Annotated in this window: 17 protein-coding genes; 7 read left to right on the top strand and 10 right to left on the bottom strand. The window is 63.5% G+C overall.

The annotated features are described in order from the left end of the window. Positions 1-239: 239 nt before the first annotated feature. Positions 240-947 (bottom strand): BamJ family beta-barrel-assembly machinery protein, encoded by a 708-nt coding sequence (bamJ, locus tag AC5WNJ_RS00425; protein ID WP_043333314.1) that lies wholly within the window; start codon positions 945-947, stop codon positions 240-242. A gap of 139 nt (positions 948-1,086) precedes the next feature. Further along, entirely contained in the window at positions 1,087-1,692 is a 606-nt protein-coding gene (locus AC5WNJ_RS00430; RefSeq protein WP_253063369.1) for a TIGR02444 family protein, read from the bottom strand. A gap of 255 nt (positions 1,693-1,947) precedes the next feature. Here AC5WNJ_RS00430 and AC5WNJ_RS00435 point away from each other — a divergent pair, with 255 nt between their 5' ends. Next, positions 1,948-3,882, top strand: coding sequence for an ABC-F family ATP-binding cassette domain-containing protein (locus AC5WNJ_RS00435; protein ID WP_253063367.1), 1,935 nt, complete (start codon positions 1,948-1,950; stop codon positions 3,880-3,882). Positions 3,883-3,885: 3 nt separating this feature from the next. Beyond that, positions 3,886-4,650 (top strand): pseudouridine synthase, encoded by a 765-nt coding sequence (locus AC5WNJ_RS00440; protein ID WP_253063365.1) that lies wholly within the window; start codon positions 3,886-3,888, stop codon positions 4,648-4,650. Between the two features lie 121 nt (positions 4,651-4,771). On the opposite strand, the gene AC5WNJ_RS00445 is transcribed toward AC5WNJ_RS00440, so the two are convergent. Further along, on the bottom strand, positions 4,772-6,004 hold the full coding sequence (locus AC5WNJ_RS00445; RefSeq protein WP_253063363.1) for a patatin-like phospholipase family protein: 1,233 nt from the start codon (positions 6,002-6,004) through the stop codon (positions 4,772-4,774). A gap of 344 nt (positions 6,005-6,348) precedes the next feature. Then, on the bottom strand, positions 6,349-6,810 hold the full coding sequence (locus AC5WNJ_RS00450) for a YqaA family protein (RefSeq protein WP_495930317.1): 462 nt from the start codon (positions 6,808-6,810) through the stop codon (positions 6,349-6,351). Between the two features lie 110 nt (positions 6,811-6,920). Here AC5WNJ_RS00450 and thiD point away from each other — a divergent pair, with 110 nt between their 5' ends. Together thiD and AC5WNJ_RS00460 are read left to right on the top strand one after the other, a co-directional pair. Beyond that, positions 6,921-7,721, top strand: a complete 801-nt coding sequence (thiD, locus tag AC5WNJ_RS00455) for a bifunctional hydroxymethylpyrimidine kinase/phosphomethylpyrimidine kinase (RefSeq protein WP_175089007.1) — start codon at positions 6,921-6,923, stop codon at positions 7,719-7,721. 138 nt (positions 7,722-7,859) lie between these two features. Then, the gene (locus tag AC5WNJ_RS00460) at positions 7,860-8,534 is read left to right on the top strand and encodes a chalcone isomerase family protein (protein ID WP_253063361.1); all 675 of its coding nucleotides are present in this window, start codon (positions 7,860-7,862) and stop codon (positions 8,532-8,534) included. A gap of 118 nt (positions 8,535-8,652) precedes the next feature. Here AC5WNJ_RS00460 and AC5WNJ_RS00465 read toward each other — a convergent pair whose 3' ends face one another. Next, positions 8,653-9,744, bottom strand: coding sequence for a TRAP transporter substrate-binding protein (locus AC5WNJ_RS00465; protein WP_253063359.1), 1,092 nt, complete (start codon positions 9,742-9,744; stop codon positions 8,653-8,655). A 442-nt stretch (positions 9,745-10,186) separates the two neighbouring features. Here AC5WNJ_RS00465 and AC5WNJ_RS00470 point away from each other — a divergent pair, with 442 nt between their 5' ends. The 3 genes from AC5WNJ_RS00470 (at position 10,187) to dtd (ending at position 12,782) form a co-directional block, all read left to right on the top strand. Continuing rightward, positions 10,187-10,849 (top strand): TRAP transporter small permease, encoded by a 663-nt coding sequence (locus AC5WNJ_RS00470; RefSeq protein WP_495930318.1) that lies wholly within the window; start codon positions 10,187-10,189, stop codon positions 10,847-10,849. Between the two features lie 78 nt (positions 10,850-10,927). Continuing rightward, positions 10,928-12,202 carry a TRAP transporter large permease gene (locus AC5WNJ_RS00475; protein ID WP_253063355.1) on the top strand — a complete coding sequence of 425 codons (1,275 nt, stop codon included), beginning with the start codon at positions 10,928-10,930 and terminating at the stop codon, positions 12,200-12,202. Between the two features lie 130 nt (positions 12,203-12,332). Beyond that, complete coding sequence (gene dtd / locus AC5WNJ_RS00480; RefSeq protein WP_107335714.1) at positions 12,333-12,782, top strand: D-aminoacyl-tRNA deacylase; 450 nt, start codon at positions 12,333-12,335, stop codon at positions 12,780-12,782. Positions 12,783-12,881: 99 nt separating this feature from the next. On the opposite strand, the gene AC5WNJ_RS00485 is transcribed toward dtd, so the two are convergent. The 5 genes from AC5WNJ_RS00485 to AC5WNJ_RS00505 all read right to left on the bottom strand — a co-directional run bounded on the left by AC5WNJ_RS00485 (position 12,882) and on the right by AC5WNJ_RS00505 (position 18,185). Next, positions 12,882-13,928 carry a TRAP transporter substrate-binding protein gene (locus tag AC5WNJ_RS00485; RefSeq protein ID WP_253063601.1) on the bottom strand — a complete coding sequence of 349 codons (1,047 nt, stop codon included), beginning with the start codon at positions 13,926-13,928 and terminating at the stop codon, positions 12,882-12,884. Positions 13,929-14,157: 229 nt separating this feature from the next. Then, complete coding sequence (locus tag AC5WNJ_RS00490; RefSeq protein WP_176675897.1) at positions 14,158-15,564, bottom strand: TRAP transporter large permease; 1,407 nt, start codon at positions 15,562-15,564, stop codon at positions 14,158-14,160. Next, positions 15,564-16,133, bottom strand: coding sequence for a TRAP transporter small permease subunit (locus AC5WNJ_RS00495; RefSeq protein ID WP_253063353.1), 570 nt, complete (start codon positions 16,131-16,133; stop codon positions 15,564-15,566). The genes AC5WNJ_RS00490 and AC5WNJ_RS00495 overlap by 1 nt, the downstream gene beginning before the upstream one ends. Before the next feature lie 577 nt (positions 16,134-16,710). After that, complete coding sequence (locus AC5WNJ_RS00500) at positions 16,711-17,448, bottom strand: endonuclease/exonuclease/phosphatase family protein (RefSeq protein ID WP_225996620.1); 738 nt, start codon at positions 17,446-17,448, stop codon at positions 16,711-16,713. A gap of 92 nt (positions 17,449-17,540) precedes the next feature. Then, a complete protein-coding gene (locus AC5WNJ_RS00505) occupies positions 17,541-18,185 on the bottom strand; it encodes a thiol:disulfide interchange protein DsbA/DsbL (protein WP_176675900.1) in 645 nt (214 codons plus the stop codon). Positions 18,186-18,303: the final 118 nt, after the last annotated feature.

Raw genomic sequence — 18,303 nt, forward strand, 5'->3', positions numbered from 1 at the left:
GTTCAACCAGCATCACTGCCGCGACAGGCACCGGAAAGGCCGGTTGTCAACCTGTGGTCAATAGCTTCCCCACAGATTTATCCACAGGCTGGCGGCGTCCGTACAGGGATTTCTGGAGTGGAGAACCAGCGGACATCCGCCATTGCCAGAAACGCAAAGAGCCGCCCGATGGGCGGCTCTTTCGTTGCTACCGGCAGCAGTGCTTGCCGGTTACCAGCAGGGGGGGGCTTACGCCGCCATTACTGCTTTGCGTCGGCCTTGGTCACGTCGAGCAGCTCGACCTTGAAGGTCAGCGTCTCGTTCGGGCCGATCGGGCCGCCGGTGCCAGCCTTGCCGTAGGCAAGCTCGGCCGGGACATAGAGCATCCAGGTATCGCCGACGCTCATTTCCTGCAGTGCTTCCTGCCAACCCTTGATGACCTGGTTGACCTTGAAGCTGACCGGCTCGCCACGCTGGTAGGAGCTGTCGAAGACGGTGCCGTCCAGCAGCTTGCCTTCATAGTTCACCTTGACGGTATCTTCAGCGGACGGGGTCGCGCCGTCTCCGGATTCCAGCACCTTGTACTGCAGACCGGAATCCAGTGTCTTCACGCCGTCCTTCTTGGCGTTGTCGGCGAGGAACTTGTCACCCTCTGCCTTGTTGTCGGTCGCTTCCTGCTCGACCATCTTCTTCTGCTCTTCCATCTTCTTCTGCTGGAAGCGGGAAAGCGAATCCGCGATTTCCTGGTCGCTCATCTTCATGTCGCCCTTGGCGTAGACATCACGCACGGCTTGAGTGAAGGCGTCGAGATCCAGATCGGTGATGTCCTGGGAGAGGCTCTTGCCCAGAGTTGCACCGATGCCATAGCTGAGCTGTGCCTGCTCGTCTGCGAGGCTGTCATCGGCGGCAAAGCTGAACGGGGTGACCAGGAGGGCGCCGAGCGCGACGGCACTGACCAGCTGTTTCATGAAAACTCCTTCAGGATGGAATGGGCCTGAGACGGGCCCGAAACACGCAATTGACACCGAGGCGGCATGGCCTGCCTCGGGCACTAGTGTTACTCCGACTCTACCAGCCGCGTACAAGTTCCGCATCTCGCTGGCGTTGTCAGGCGCTGACGGGCACGCGGGCCAGTGCCAGTCTGCGCAGGGCACGTGCCGTCGGGTGATCCCCCACGGCGAGCGTCGTCTTGCCGCTCAGCAGTGCCAGTGATTGTTGAAAGGCCTGCAGCGGGTCCGCGACATGGGCGAAGGGCGCCCTCAGGCCGGCCACACTTTCGGCTGACGACAGCGCAGGGCTCAGCTCTTCCAGCTGGGCGAGGGTCTCCTGCTCGGCGGACAGCTCGCAGGCCTTGAGCTGCTGATAGAGGCGTTCCAGGCGTTGCACCGCGGCCGGGTCCTGGGTCGCGGGCAGTGTCGTCAGCTCCTGTTTCAGCTGGCGGCGGCGCTCGCGCAGCATGGCGGTCATCCAGCCCTGCCAGTCGCGCACGTCTTCCAGCAGGCGAGTGGGCGAGGCGGCCAGGGCGATGCCGTGGGCGGACAGCCAGTGAATCCACAGCAGCTCGCAGACATCGAGTCCCGCCTCGTTCTGCAGCAGCAGGCAGGTACTCATCATGTCCGGCGTCGGCTGAGAGTTGCCCGCAGAGCCGACCTCGCCGGGCAGGGCATACAGAGACAGCGCGTAGTCCCACAATCCGATAGAATATGCGCCCATCAAGTCGGCCTCTTCGTGTGTCACGGATGATGTCTCTTCATGTGTCACGGATGATGTCTCTTCACGTGCCACCGATGATGTCTCTTCATGTGTCACGGATGATATCTCTTTACGTGCCACCGATGATGTCTCTTCATGTGTCACGGATGATGTCTCTTCACGAGTCGCGCCCAGCAGCTTGCTGAGTCGTAGCGCTCGTGTCGGTGGCGGTGAACGGGAGCCCGACGTCCCCCGTATTTTCTGATCGAGGTTGTCATGATTGCACTGCGCCAGCTCGCCCTGCAACGCGGCGGAGCACCGCTGATCGACGAAGCGGACCTGACGCTGCATGCCGGTCACAAGGCCGGTATCGTCGGCCCCAACGGCGCCGGCAAGTCGAGCCTGTTCGGCCTGATCCTCGGCGAGCTGACGCCCGACAGCGGCACGGTATCGCTGGCCGGTGGCGTGCGTGTCGCGCACATGGCGCAGGAAATCGATGCACTGGAGCGTCCGATCGTCGACTACGTCATGGACGGGGACCACGCGCTGCGCGAGACCGAGCGCGCCCTGGCGGCCGCCGAAGAGAGCGGCGAGCACCAGCGTCAGGCCGAGCTGCACGCCCATTTCGATACCCTTGATGGCTACACCGCACGGGCACGTGCCGAGCAGCTGCTGGTCGGCCTTGGCTTCAGCCAGGCGCAGCTCAGTCAGCCGCTGGCGGCCTTCTCGGGTGGCTGGCGCATGCGGGCCAATCTGGCGCGTACCCTGTTCACGCCATCCGACCTGCTGCTGCTGGATGAGCCGACCAACCACCTGGATCTCGATGCGTTGCTGTGGCTGGAGCAATGGCTGGCGCGTTATCCCGGCGCGCTGCTGCTGATCTCCCACGACCGCGACTTCCTCGATGCGGTGTGTGATCACATCATCCACTTCGATCGTCGCAAACTGGTGGTCTACAAGGGCAATTACAGCCGCTTCGAGCGCACGCGTTCCGAGCGTCTGGTGCGTGAGCAGGTCGAGCACGAGAAGACCATGGCGCGGCGTGCCGAGATCGAGGATTTCGTGCGTCGCTTCAAGGCCAAGGCCACCAAGGCACGTCAGGCCCAGAGCCGCATGAAGATGCTGGAGCGCATGGAGGAAACGGCGGCCGTGAAGGCCGATTCCCCGTTCCACTTCACCATCCCGTGCTCCGACAAGATCTCGCATCCGCTGCTGGGGCTGGACCGTGCGGTGATCGGCTATCCCGGTCAGCCGCCGCAGCTCTCCGGGGTACGCTTCTCACTGCTGCCGGGACAGCGCATCGGTCTGCTCGGCCCCAACGGTGCCGGCAAGTCGACGCTGATCAAGGCGCTCACCGGCGAGCTTGCGCTGGTCGAGGGCCAGCGGACCGCCGGCGAGCATCTGGCCATCGGCTACTTCGCCCAGCACCAGGTGGATGGGCTCGACCTGTCCTCGACGCCCTTCAATCATGTGCTGCGCCTGTCACCGTCGGCGGGTGAGCTGGAGATCCGCACCTTCCTTGGCAGCTTCGGCTTCCACGGCGATGAGGTCTACGCCACGGTGGAGTCGTTCTCCGGTGGCGAGAAGGCGCGTCTGGCGCTGTCGCTGATCGCCTGGCAGAAGCCCAATCTGCTGTTGCTGGATGAGCCGACCAACCACCTGGACCTCGACATGCGCGAGGCGCTCACCGATGCACTGGCGACCTTCGAGGGCACCGTGATTCTGGTCTCCCACGACCGCCACCTGCTGCGTGCCTGCGTCGATGAATTCTGGTGCATCGCCGATGGGCGCGTGACGCCCTTCGATGGTGACCTGGATGATTACCGTGCCTGGCTCAAGGCGCGGGTCGAGGGCGAGCGGCGGGAAGCGCGTACCCAGAAGGATGCCGATGCGGAGACTGGCAGCACGCGCACGCCGGACCGCAAGGAGGCGCGCCGTCAGGCGGCCGAACTGCGCGAGAAGCTGCGTCCGCTCAAGAAGGTCAGCGACAAGGCCGAGCAGAAGATGAGCAAGGCGCAGGGCGAGCTGGACAAGATCGAGGAAGCGCTGGGCGATGCCACGCTCTACGAGGCTGACCGCAAGGCGGAGCTGACCGGGCTGCTGGCCAGCCAGGGCGAGATAAAGAGTCGCCTTGATGAGGCCGAAGCCGAGTGGCTCGAGGCTCAGGAAGCGCTGGAAGACATGGAAGCCCAGCTCAAGGCGGCGGACTAGGTCATGCGGCTGGACCGCTGGCTGACACGTCAGCCACAGCTCAATCGTCGTCATGCGCTCTCGGCGCTGGCGGCGGGGCGCGTGCGGGTCAACGGCGCGACGGTCAGCGACCCGCTGCATGAGGTCGGCCCCTTCGATGACATCCATCTGTCAGTGAGTGGCGCTGTCGTCTGCCTGCAGGCCGCGCGGCGTCCGCGTCATATCCTGCTCAACAAGCCCGCCGGGGTCGTGACGGCCTGTCATGACCCCGAACACCCCACCGTGATCGATGTGCTGCGTGACACACTGAATGCACGCGGCGAGGACAGCGGCTGGCTGGCCGACATCCACCATGTCGGGCGTCTTGATCGTGCGACGACCGGCGCCCTGCTGCTGACCAATGACGGCGGTGTCTCGGCGCGCATCAGCGCTGCCGGGCTCGAGGGCCCCGCCAAGCGCTATCGCATGGGGCTGGAGCGTCCCCTGTCGGAGGTCGAACAGGAAAGCGCCATTGCACAGGTTCGCCAAGGGGTGATGCTCGAACATGATCCGCGCCCGACACTGCCGGCACAGCTTGCGTTTCTCAGCGCGGACCAGGCGTGCCTGACGCTGCACGAGGGACGGCATCATCACATCAAGCGGCTGTGGCGCAGCCTGGGCAATCGCGTGGTGTGGCTGCACCGTGAGTCGGTGGCGGGCTTGAGTCTCGAAGGGCTGGCGCCGGGGGAGTGGCGCGAGCTTACCCGCGGGGAGTGTTCACGGCTGGGAGCCGCGCAACCTCGCGGGTGAGGCCACCCGGCGGGTGGCATCTTGTCGACACCGGGTTATCCACACCCACCCGGTGCGCCGCCAGCGCGTGACGGCTGCGATGGGGTGTGGATGGATCGTGCTGAATCGTCGTCAGCGCTGCTCAGCTGCCGGTCGCCTGACCGGGCAGGTCCTCTGCCGAGATGCTCGCCTGGTCATCGTCGGCGGGGCTGGCATCAGGCGTCGACAGGCTGACCAGCTCGCCGTCGGCGTTGCGCGTGAAGTTGCGCACGATGACCCCGATATCCTCCGGCAGCGGCGCAAACTGGCTGCAGCGGCTCAGTACTTCCTGCATGTCCTGATAGCCACTGTCGCGCCGCGAGTCGATGGTCGCGCGCGAGAAGTCGATATCCTTCAGTGAGGTCTCGCCCGGGCGCGCCGCGGCCAGCAGGCGCACCACGTTGATCGAGGGCTGCTGGGTCATGGCGAGGATGCGCTGGATCTTCGGTGACTGGCGCAGCGCCTCCGGCAGATGGTCGGCGAGATTCTCGATTCCCATGCGCAGCGCCTGATTCTCTTCCAGCAGATGGAGATGCTCGCCGGCACGGCTGGAATACTGGATGTCCTTCTCGCGCAGCTGCGCCTCCTGCAATGTCTCCGGCACCTTGCCATCGGCACTCCACAGGTCGATCACGTAGCAGTTGACCACCGTCTCGCCATGCGGCCGCTCCGACAGCACCCAGCTGACGGGCGTATTGGAGTACAGGCCGCCATCCCAATAGGCTTCGCCATCGACCCACACCGGCGGGAAGGCCGGTGGCAGGGCGCCGCTGGCCAGAATATGGCGGTGGTCCAGCGCTTCATGCGAGGAGTCGAAGTAGCGCAGCGCGCCGCTGCCGATATTCACCGCCCCCACCGACAGGCGAACATTCTCCGGGTGGCGGGCATCGAGTCGCTCGAAGTCCACCAGCCGATTGAGCGTGTCGCCCAGCGGCTCGGTGTCGTAGAGGCTGGGCGGCTCGCCGAAGAAGCTCTGCCAGATCGGTACCGTCCACAGCGGGCGCGGGCGGAAGAAGCCCGGAATGCCCCACAGCATGGCGGAGGTACGCGCGACACTGCGCTCCCACGGATGAAAGGCGGGGCCCATGCTGGCAGCGGGTTGGGCGATGCCATACCAGAATGACTCGAGGGCCTTGAGGCGCTCGCCCTCCGGATTGCCGGCGATCAGGGCGCCATTGATGGCGCCGACCGAGGTGCCGACCACCCAGTCGGGCTGGATGCCGGCCTCGGCCAGCGCCTCGAAGATGCCGATCTGGTAGGCGCCGAGCGCACCACCGCCTTGCAACACCAGAATATTGAGCGCATCGGCGCAGAAGTCGCAGGATGTATCACGCATGAAACCTTCTCCTCTCTAGTAGTGCAGCACTCCGCCGGGGAATGCCCGAGGTCAGGGGACCGTCGCGAGCCTGACGCCATGGGATGGGGGAGGCGCGGACTCGTGGAGGCAGCGAAAGGGTGACGAGGTGCATATCAAGGGCAATGAAGCACCTGATCCAGGCAATGAGGCACTGGGTCAACGCAATGGAAGAGCTTTTATTGTGCAGTGCAGCATGGCGCCTGTCAGCATAGCACGCATCCTCGCCTTGCGTATCTGCGATCTCATTCAAGCGATTGACTGAGGCGGCAGGAGCAGTGGTATGGGCAGAGACAAGGAGGAAGACAGCAGCAGCCGTGCGCCGGTCATTGACACCAGGGCGTCAGCCACAGGTCGGCTGCCAGCAGCAATGCATAGCGTCCGCCCTTGGCGATCACGATCAGGACGATGCTTTTCCACCACGCCAGCCGGAAGACCCCCGCCAGCACCGTCAGCGGGTCGCCGATCAGCGGGGCCCAGCTCAGCAGCAGGCTCCAGGCGCCGAAGCGGCGATACCACAGAGTGCCGCGCGCCAATGCGCGCCGCGAGACCGGAAACCAGCGCTGTGTGCGCAGGCGGCGGGCGCCACGCCCCAGGGCGACGTTGATCAGGCTGCCGAGCGTGTTGCCCAGCGTCGCCGCGATCCACAGCGCCCAGGGCGCGTGTCCCTGGCACCACAGTCCCGCGAATGCCGCTTCCGATCCACCGGGCAGCAGGGTGGCGCTGGCCAGTGAGATCACGGCGAGCGAGGTCAATGCCGGCAATGACAGCACGGCTACTTCATCCATATCACTTTCTTCTGTTTTTCACGGTGGCAGGGCGCTGGGGGTGGCTTTCTTCCCTCCTCAGCTCGGGTATGCTGTTGGCACGTCAAAGCCATATTTCGGGAGCTTCCTGCATGCATATTCCGTGCGTCCTGACGATAGCGGGCTCAGACCCCTCCGGGGGAGCCGGCATTCAGGCGGACCTCAAGACATTCTCTGCGCTGGGCGCCTACGGGGCCAGCGTGATCACGGCGCTGACGGCGCAGAATACCTGTGGTGTGCGCAGCGTGGAGGCGGTCTCGCGGGAATTCATCGCCGCACAGCTGGACGCCGTGCTGGATGATCTCGATATCCGCGCCGCCAAGATCGGCATGGTGGCCGATCCGCTGGTGGTGGAAATGCTCGCCGACCGCCTTCAGCAGCGTCGCCCGCGCTGGGTCGTGCTGGACCCGGTGCTGGTCGCCAAGAGTGGTGATGCGCTGGTCAATGATGCTGCCATCCAGTCGGTGGCCGAGCACCTGGTGCCGCTGGCCGACATTATCACGCCCAACCTGCATGAAGCCGCGGTGCTGCTGGGTGAGCGGCGCCTGATCGGGCGCTCCGACATGCCTGAGGTCGCTCGCGAGCTGCGCGCCCGAGGCGCGAAGGCGGTACTGATCAAGGGTGGAGCGCTTGAGGGGCAGGCCTGTGATGACCTGCTGGTCAGTGATGCCGGCGAGCAATGGCTGTGCGCGCCACGTATCGAGACCGACAACCTGCACGGCACCGGCTGCTCGATGTCTTCTGCCATCACGGCGCGACTGGCGAACGGTCTGCCGTTGTCGCAGGCGGTGGTCGAGGCACGCGAATGGCTGTTGGGCGCGCTGCGTGCCTCCGATCAGCTCAATGTCGGCAAGGGTCGGGGGCCGGTGCACCATTTCCACGCCCTGTGGTAAGTCAGCCAGAGCCAGGCCCATGAGAGCAAGCCACTGATAGCCGATTCCACAAGGGCGGTGACCCTGCAGGAGCGATGACCTGCAGGAGAAAGGCCCCGTGAGTTCCCCTGGATCCCTGCCAGCCAACGAGTAGATGCCATGCCTATATCGCTGTACCGCTTGCCCGTATCAGCTATCCGCGGCGCCGTTTGCTGCCTGAACGCCGCCTGGCGTGTCGTCAGTCCGCCGGTGGCGAGTATGCCGCGCTGGCTGGCCGCGGGCGTGATGGGGGCGCTGATTGCCACCACCAGCCCGGCTGCGCTCGCCGTCGAGATCAAGGGGGTGACCTTCGCGGATCAGGTGACCACGCAGTCCGGCCAGCCGCTGACGCTGATCGGCAGTGGGCTCTTCACCTACCTGCTGTGGGACGCCTATGTCGGCGCCTATTATCAGGATGCGCGTCGCCCGCGCCCGGCGCCGCTCAAGGATGTCTCGCGTCGCCTGGTGCTGGAGTACTTCCATGCCATCGATGCCGAGGACTTCGCCAAGGCGACCATCAAGGGCGTGCGCAAGAACCTGTCAGCAGCGGATTTTGCGGCGATCGAGCCTGAATTGACGCGCTTCAATCGTGCCTATCAGGACGTCGTGCCGGGGGATCGCTATGCGCTGCAATGGCTGTCCGCCGGTGGCGGCAGAGGCACCTTGTCGCTGGTACTGAACGAGCAGGTGATCTTCGAGAGCGGCTCGCTGGCGCTGGCCAATGGCCTGTTCGCGATCTGGCTGGGGGATTCGCCGGCTCAGGAGGATTTCCGCACCGAGTTGCTGGGTCAGTAACCCCCGATCCGCAAAAAGCCCCTGCCGGTTTCCCGGCAGGGGCTTTTTCATGCCTTGGTGATGCTCGAAGTTGACTGACAGCCCTGGCGCGAAGCGCGAGCTGTCAGCGCTCAGGAGATCACTTGCCTTCGGCAGCCTTGATGTCGGCCTGCAGGGTGTCGAGGATCTTGCTGCCACGCTCACCGGCCTGCTCACGGTAGACGTCCCAGCCCTTCTCGCCGACCGGGCGGAAGGCTTCGCGCTGCTCATCGGTCAGCGTGATGATCTCGATGTCGCTGTCTTCCTTGATCTTCTCCAGACGGTCAGCGTTGTACTCCTCCTGCTTCTCGAAGATGTACGGACGCATCTCGTTGGTGACCTTGTCGAGCATCTGCTGCTGCTCGTCATCCAGTCCGGAATAGAAGTCACTGGAGGCCACCAGCGTGGTGATGAACTGCGCCTGCTTGGCCTGGATCATGTAGTCCTGAACTTCGTAGAAGCTCATTTCCTGGATGGCGAACACCGGGTTCACCTGGCCGTCGATCTGACCCAGCTGCAGGCCGGAGTAGACCTCGGAATAGGGCATCGGCGTCGGGTTGGCCCCGTAGCCGCGGTAGCTCTCGACCAGAATCGGCGAGGTCATGGTGCGGATCTTGAAGCCTTCCATGTCCTCAGGTGTCTTGATGTCGCGGTTGCCGGTCCACACCATCCAGCCTTCCGGAATCACGCCCAGCAGCTGGAGGTTCTGCTCGGTGTAGGCCTCGGACAGCATGTCGATGGCCTTGGAGCTGCCGAGCACCTCTTCATTGATGGCATTGTCGTCGGAGAACAGGAAGTGCAGCGTGAAGACGCCCGACTCCGGAATCACCGAGGCCAGGTGACCCGGTGAGGCAAAGGTCAGCTGGATGGCATCGCTCTGCACCAGTTCGGTGAGCTGTGAGGAGGTACCCAGTGCACCGTAGGGGTAGATCTCGACATCGATGTCACCGCCGGAGGCCTCTTCGATGCGCTTCTTGAATTCCTGGGCGTAGGCATCCTGCACACTGCCGGAGACTTCCTCCAGCGCGAAACGCCAGGTGTCCGCCTGCACGCCCGCGGAGGCCAGCGCCGCCATGCCCAGGCCGGACGCGAGGGCGCCTCCCTTGATGAGCGCGGCGAGACGAGAAAGGGGAACAGGAGTCCTGGACGTCTCGCGATTCTGCTCGGGTGACGGGTTCCATTGCATCGTCATCTTGTTCTCCTTGTGTGATTTCCATCATCGTCGGGCGGCTCTGGGCATACCCGGCGTGCAACTTGCATCATTCAGATAATATTGCCATTCTTAATATAATAAAAAAATCACCAAATTAGATAGTGTGATTAGAATTTATTATGAATAAGCTGAGCTTGTGCGTATGAGTCTCTGGTACTCGAGGCTCTGCTCATTGCTCACCAGGGCTTCACAATCGGCCCCCGGCGCCAGAGCGACATGCCGTGCGTCGGCTGCATACTGATTTCAAACGCCGCTAATAAAGCTAGAACAAGAGTAGCCAAAGTGAAAATCACGGCGGCGCCGCGGAAAATTTCAATGGATCGTACTGGCAAGTGCTGGCCGTCTGGTGCAAACCACTGCGCGCATGACGCCTGGTAGAAAGCCTATCTGGCAGGATGCCGCATCAACAGGAAACCGCTTCATGAACTCGCCCCCCTCCAAGTCTCCCTCCGCTGATGAGACCCGCCCCAGCCCGGCCGAGACGAATGGCGGTCAGGACCCCCTCGCACATCTGCCTGCGCCGCTGCGCCGTCTGGCCGCCTGGTTCGAACGTGGTGACCAGGGACTGGCGCACGCCGAGCGCTGGTTGATCGCCCTGTGTGTGCTGGGCATGGCGACGGCCAGCATCGCCAACGTCATCGGGCGCAACGTCTTCAACTACAGTCTGCCGTTCACCGAAGAGCTGATGCAGATCCTGCAGCTGTGGCTGACCTTCCTCGGCATCAGCTACGGCGCGCGCGCCGGGCGACATATCCGCGTGACGGCGCTGCTGGACTTCATGCCGCCGTGGTTGCGCAAGGTGCTGCTGATCGTCGGGCAGGTCATCACCTGTGCCTTGCTGGCCTACCTCGCCTGGCTGGCGGTGGATTATCTGCAGAGCCTGGCCAGGTCCGGGCGTGTCACGCCGTCGCTGCGCTGGTCGCTGGCGGCGCTCTATGCCGTGGTCCCGCTGGGACTGGCGCTCGGGGCTCTCCAGTACCTGATGGCGATCCTGCGCAACCTGCTGGCGCAGGGCGCCTGGTTGTCATGGCGTACGGCGGAGATGGACGAGAACGAGGAAGTCGACGGCAGCGGCGCGCTCTAGTCACTGCGTCGGGAATGTCTTCTCGATGCCTCGATAGACGATTGATCACACTTCATTGACCCAGGGACGGAAGCTGCGATGTGGATTCTGCTCGTGATGGTGGGGCTGCTGTTGCTTGGGGTACCCATGATGGTGCCATTGAGCGTCGGCACCTTCTTCTTGTTGTTCAGCGATTTTCCCTTCCTCAAGCCGGAGCTGGTGATCCAGCAGATGATCGGTGGCCTGCAGCCGGTGGTGCTGACGGCGGTGCCGATGTTCATTCTGGCGGCCGATATCATGCTCAAGGGCTCCACTGCCCAGCGCCTGCTGGATCTGGTCGAGCGCTTCGTCGGCCACTGGCGCGGCGGCCTGCCGGTGACCACCGCGCTGGGCTGCACTCTGTTCGGCGCGGTGTCCGGCTCCACCCAGGCCACGGTGGTGGCGATGGGGCGCCCGCTGCGCCCGCGGCTGCTGGAAGCCGGTTACAGTGACAAGTTCACCATCGCATTGATCATCAATGCCTCCGATATCGCGCTGCTGATTCCGCCCTCCATCGGCATGATCATCTACGGCGTCGCGACCGGTACCTCGGTGGGTGACCTGTTCATCGCCGGTATCGGCCCGGGGCTGATGATCCTGGTGCTGTTCTCGCTCTACTGCATGTGGAAGTCGTGGAAGCTGGGCATCGCTCCACAGCCCAAGGCGGACTGGCCCGCACGCCTCAAGGCCTTGAAGCGCGCCAGCCTGCCGGCGGGCTTCCCGGTGATCATCATCGGCGGCATCTACTCGGGCATGTTCTCGCCGACGGAGGCCGCCACGGTCTCGGTGATCTATGCGCTGATTCTCGAGATGCTGATCTATCGCGGCGTGACCCTGAAGGACCTGCCCGGTGTAGCCTTCTCCACGGGGTTGATCACCGCGGTGGTGTTCATCCTGGTGGCGGCGGGCGCGGGATTCTCGTGGATGATCTCCTTCGCCAAGATTCCGGATGCCATCCTCGGCGGCTACATTCCCTACCTGTCGGAGCATGCGCTGGCGCTCTTGGCGGTGATCGCGGCGGCCTACTTCGTCGGCTGCATGTTCGTGGACCCTATCGTGGTGATCCTGATTCTGGCGCCGGTGTTTGCGCCGGCAGTCGATGCCGCCGGGCTGGACCCGGTGCTGGTCGGCACCCTGGTCACCCTGCAGGCGGCGATAGGTTCGGCGACTCCGCCCTTTGGCTGCGACATCTTCACTGCGGTGGCGGTATTTAGAAAACCGTACATGGAGGTCATCCGAGGGACGCCGCCCTTCATTGCCCTGCTGTTGCTGGCGACGGTGCTGCTGATGCTGTTCCCGCAGATCGCGCTGTTCCTGCCCAGCCTCGCCAGCTAGCAGCGCCTCCCATCCTCTCAAGTAACACCTGTCGCGCCCCGCAGGCTCAGTCTGCGGGGCGTTCGCGTCTGGTATGCTCCGAGCACGAAATGTCATGAATCAACATCCATCTCTTGAAGGAGCAAGCGGCATGCGAGCATTGATCCAGCGTGTCACACGGGCAGAAGTCGTGGTCGAGGACGAGAGCGTCGGCGCCATCGAAGGCGGTCTGCTGGTACTGGTAGGCGTCGAGAAGGGCGATGACGAGGCGCGTGCCGACAAGTTGCTGCACAAGCTGCTGCATTATCGGGTCTTCGGTGACGAGAACGACAAGATGAACCTCAACGTCCAGCAGGCTGGCGGCAGTCTGCTGCTGGTCTCGCAGTTCACGCTGGCGGCGGACACCGGCAGCGGCATGCGTCCCAGCTTCTCCTCGGCGGCGCCACCGGCGGAGGGCGAGCGGCTGTTCACCTATCTGGTCGACAAGGCGCGTGAGCGCGGGAGAGAGCTCGGGGTGGGAATCGAGACCGGACGCTTCGGCGCCAACATGCAGGTCTCGTTACTCAATGACGGGCCGGTGACCTTCCTGCTCGAAAGCTGATCGCGCAGACCCAAAAAAGCCGCCCCCGAGGGGGCGGCTGCAAGCATTGGATGACGGGACTGCGCCGCCTCGCGGGAGCGCGGCGCAGGTAACGCGGTCTTACTGCACGCCTTCCGGATTACGTGCGTTCAGGTAGGCCTGTTCAGAGACCTCATGCCACTTCTCGACCTTGCCTTCGAAGGTGGTATAGGACTCGTAGATGCGGCCGGCCAGATCGTTGGACTCGCCGAGTTTCTTGACCACGTCGCCGGACAGTTCACGTGCCTTGTCGAGCACGTCCTGCGGGTAACGGCGCAGCTCGACCTTGTGCTCGTTGAGCAGTGTCTCGAGGGCGTCGTTGTTGCGCGCGGTGTACTCGTCGAGCATGTCCTGGTTCACGTCACGTACCGCGGAACGCAGGATGGCCTGCAGGTCCTTGGGGAGCTCGGCCATGGCGTCGTCGTTGACGATGGCCTCGAAGGTGACGGTCGGCTCGTGCCAGCCCGGATAGTAGTAGTACTTGGCGGCCTGATAGAGACCGAAGGCCAGGTCGTTGTACGGGCCGATCCACTCGGTGGCATCGATGGCACCGGACTGCAGCGAGGTGAAGATCTCGCCGCCCGGCATGCTGACCGTCGCCACGCCCATCTGCTGCATGACATCGCCACCCAGACCCGGGATACGCATCTTCAGGCCATCGAGGTCGGCGACCGAGTTGATCTCCTTGTTGAACCAGCCGCCCATCTGCACGCCCGAGGCGCCACCGGCCATGACTTCGACGCCGAACTTGTCGTAGACCTCGTTCCACAGCTCCAGGCCGCCGCCGTAATGCAGCCAGGCGTTCATTTCCTGCGCGGTCATGCCGAAGGGGACGGCGGCGAAGAACTGGGCTTCCGGCGCCTTGCCTTTCCAGTAGTAGGAAGCCGAGTGACCGATCTGCGCGGTACCGGAAGAGACGGTATCGAGTACCTCGAAGCCCGGCACCAGCTGGCCTGCGCCATAGACCTTGATCTTGAGGCGGCCGTCGGACATCTCGTCGACCAGACGCGCGAGGCGTTCCGGTCCCTGGCCCACCCCCGGGAAGTTCTTCGGCCACGAGGTGACCATCTTCCAGGTGAAGGTATCGGCGGCGTTGGCAACGGCCGGCAGGGTGCCCATGGCGGTCATGGTGCCGACGGCGATACCGAAGGCGAGTTTGTTGAGTTGCATGGCATGCTCCTTGAAGTGCCCGATTGTTGTTGTGCACCGGTCAGTGACCGGTGCTGGGCAAGAGGTGGGCCGCGAACGGCTCCCGTGCATCTGCATGAGCCGACTGGCGGCTCTCCCATCAGCTGGCGGAGCTACCCCCGCCAATTCAGTTGCTACTCTGTCCTTGTACTGTTTCGTCAGTCGTGGCCTAGAACTGGGCCGGCAGCCAGGTCGCCAGGCCCGGGAAGGCGGCCAGCGCACCCAGCATGCACAGCTGGATCAGGATGAACGGAATGACCCCCTTGTAGATCTGCTTGGTGCTGACTTCCTTGGGGGCCACGCCGCGCAGGTAGAACAGCGCGAAACCGAACGGCGGCGTCAGGAAGGAAGTCTGCAGGTTGATGGCGATCATGATGCCCAGCCAGATCGGGTCGAGGCCCATGGCCAGCAGCACCGGGCCGACGATCGGTACCACCACGAAGGTGATCTCGATGAAGTCGAGGATGAAGCCGAGGAGGAAGATCACCAGCATCACCACCAGGGTGGCACCGATGACGCCGCCGGGCATGTTCTCGAAGATCTCGGTGACGACCTCTTCGCCGCCGAAGCCGCGGAATACCAGCGAGAACAGCGCGGCACCGATCAGGATCAGGAACACCATCGAGGTGACGTTGGTGGTGGAGCGCACCACTTCCGTCAGGGTCTTCAGGCTCAGCTTGCGGTTGGCGAGGGCCAGCATCAGTGCACCGAAGGCGCCTACGGCAGAGGCTTCTGTCGGGGTCGCGAGACCGCCGAGAATCGAGCCGAGCACACAGACGATCAACACGATCGGCGGCACCAGCCCCTTCATCATCAGCCAGAAGATGCTGCCGGTATGCCCCAGCTCTTCCATCAGCGAATCACGGTCGACGGCCGGCGCCTTTTCCGGTTTCAGCCAGGCGACCATGGCGATGTAGACGATATAGGCGAGCACCAGGATCAGGCCCGGAATCAGCGCGCCGATGAACAGGTCACCCACCGAGACGGTCTTCGGACTCCAGATGCCCATCGACAGCTGGGCCTGCTGATAGGCGGAAGACAGCACATCGCCCAAAAGGACCAGCGCGATGGACGGCGGGATGATCTGCCCCAAGGTGCCAGTGGCACAGATGGCGCCGGTGGCCAGTGACGGGTCATAACCGCGCTTGAGCATGGTCGGCAGTGACAGCAGGCCCATGGTGACGACGGTCGCGCCGACGATACCGGTGGAGGCGGCCAGCAGCATGCCGACGATGGTCACGGAAATCCCCAGTCCGCCACGCAGCGAGCCGAACATCAGCGCCATGGCGTCGAGCAGCGTTTCGGCGACCTTGGACTTCTCCAGCAGCACGCCCATCAACACGAACAATGGCACGGCCAGCAGGGTCTGGTTGGTCATGGTGCCGTAGAGGCGGTTGGGCATCGCGGACAGGAAGCTGGCATCGAATACGCCCTGGGTAATGCCCAGTGCGTCCAGCCCCATGCCGAGTCCGGCGAAGGCAAGCGCGGTACCGGCCAGTGACAGCGCCACCGGATAGCCCAGCATCAGGACGATACAGATACACACGAACAGCAGCAGTGGCATGATCTCGAGCATTACACCAGCTCCTCATCGTGGTCAGGGGTGTCATCGCTCGCATGCGGGGAGGGCAGGCGGCCCATCAGGAACAGCAGGTGTCGGCCGGCTTCCGCCACGCCTTGCAGCATCATCAGGATGGCGATGGCTGGAATCAGGGTCTTGAGCAGGTAGACGCCCGGCAGGCCGCCGGATTCGGGGGAGGCTTCCTTGATGTCCCAGGAATCGCCCACGTAACCGAGGCTGGAGAGCAGGATGAATGTCATCACCGGGAACAGCAGGAACAGGGTGCCGCCGAGATCGACCCACGACTTTCCGCGGTGCGACATGCGCTGATAGAAGATATCCACTCGCACATGGCCGTCGTGCTTGAGCGTGTAGCTGGCGGCGAGCAGGAAGACGGCCGCGTGCATGTACATCACGGATTCCTGCATGGGGATGCTGTTGATATTGAAGACGTAGCGCAGCATCACGATGGTGAATTCGACCAGCATCATGATGACGACCAGCCAGGATACGCAGCGTCCCAGCCCCTCGGTCATGCGGTCGAGCCCTGTGAGCCAGCCGGGGGTAGAGGCATTGGCAGACATGGAGTCCCCTTGGCCTGCGGGTAGCAGGTGATGATTGTTGGTGTTGTTGTTGCTTTGCCGACAGCGTTTGCTGTGTCTTTGCCAAGCGCTTGTGTTGCAAGCGATTGCTGGCAAGGTCGCCAATTCAGATGTTGCTCATGTTGTGGTCAGTCGCGGTGTGCAGCAAGCCGTGATGGCATTGCTTTGAACAACGCTATTCCACGCTTCATCCCTGTAAGTGACGTCGCTCGGATGCGGCATGTCACCAGTCATCGCTAAGTCAACGATTAATCCACGTCATTGGCAGACAAAGAGTAGCGAGCGGCGGCACAACAACAAATGGATCATTGGTCTGACAGGCGGTTTTTGCCTTTGCTTGCAGTGAGATAGGCGAGGCAATGCCGGCAGTGATGCATGGGAACGCTCGAGGAAGGACGCGGGTGGGTCGCGTTATGCGTATCAAGCCAAAGCTGGCGGAAGCTTGAGTCGGGAGAGCCGGACGGGTGAGCCAGGCGGTAGAGGGGGCGACATTCGTGCGGGGGAGCGATGTCAGAGTGTCAGGCATCAGAGATGCATGACTGAGAGAGGCGCCGGAAAGTCAGGCGAGCCCGATTGCCTTGCGGCATGCGGCTGGCAGATGGACTTCTACCGCAAGCGGCAGATGGTCGGAGAACAGGTGTGACAGCGTGGTCGGGTGGCTCAAGCGCAGCGTCGAGGAGACCAGGATATGGTCGAGCCCACGGCGTGGCTGCCAGGCCGGGTAGCTGTTGATGGCCTTGCTGGGGCGGGAATCGAGTGCCTCGCTGAACGCCTTGTGCTGACGGAGCTGGGCCAGCGTGCAATTGAGGTCACCCATCACGATCACATGCTTGAGGGGCGCGATCAGCTCGCCAAGATACTGCAGCTGACGATGCTGGATACGGGCACCGAGAGCCAGGTGGGTGACGAAGACATGCAGGGCGTGTTCGCCCTCGCCGAAGCGGGCATGGATGGCCCCGCGCCCCGGCAGAGTGCCGGGCAGGCTGTGCTCTTCGAGATGGCTGATCGGCAGGCGCGACAGCAGGCCGTTGCTGTGCTGAGCCAGGCGGCCCAGGTTGCGATTGAGCTGCTGATAGCGATGCGGGAATTCGGCCGTCTCGGCCAGTGAATCGACCTGATTGACGTTGCCGGAGCGGAAACTGCCCCCATCCACCTCCTGCAGTCCGACGATATCGTAGGGCGTGATGGCGGCGGCGATCAGCTCCAGACGCTTGCGGCGCATCGGGTGGGGCAGCACATGCTGCCAACCGCGGGTGACATAGTGATGCCACGCCGCGGTATGGATACCGACCTGCATGTTGAAGGTCAGCAGACGCAGGGGAGGTGCCGTCTCGTCGATTCCGGCACCTTCCGTGGCGCTGGCGGCCACTGAGTCAGCAGCCGCTGCCATCAAGCGGCGTCCTTGCTGCCGGCTTTCTCTTCACGCACCTGCTCGACCAGCTCGTCGGTGATCTTGAGCATGTTCTGCAGTGAACCAGCCGTGCTCGGCGAGATGACATAGCGGCCATCCACGATCAGTGCCGGTACGCCCATGATCTTGTAGGCACGCATCTGGGCGTGGGCCTGATTGACCTGGCTCTTCACGCCGAAGGAGGTCAGCGACTTCTTGGCGTTTTCTTCGCTGACGCCGTAGTCGCTGTAGAACTTGGCGATATCATCCGGATCGGTCAGGCGCTGGTGGTCCTGATGGATGGCATCGAAGAAGGCCTTGTGGGTCTCGTCGAGGATGCCCAGGTCCTTGGCGGCATAGAAGGCATAGGCGTGCTTGACCCAGTCCTGCCCCATGGTGGCCGGCAGGCGGTTGAAGGTCACGTCGCTCGGCAACTCATCGACCCACGGCTCGAGGCTGGATTCCAGCGCGTAGCAATGCGGGCAGCCATACCAGAATGCCTCGACCACTTCGACGTTGCCTGCCGGCGCATCGGTCTTCACCGGCTCGTCGAGCACCTGGTAGTCCTTGCCAGCTTCAGCGGCGAAAACGCTTGCTGACAGGCCAAGGCCCGCCACCAGAGTCAGTAGGGGTTTCCACTTCATGGAACATCTCCATCGGATTGAGGCATGCCCGGTGATGATACCCGGCAACATTAGTGATGCATCGAGTATGCGTGTCAGCCACCACCGCTGTCGAGACTGCCGGGCGGGACACGGCGGA

It is taken from the genome of Cobetia sp. PDI-23MA (assembly GCF_059507735.1).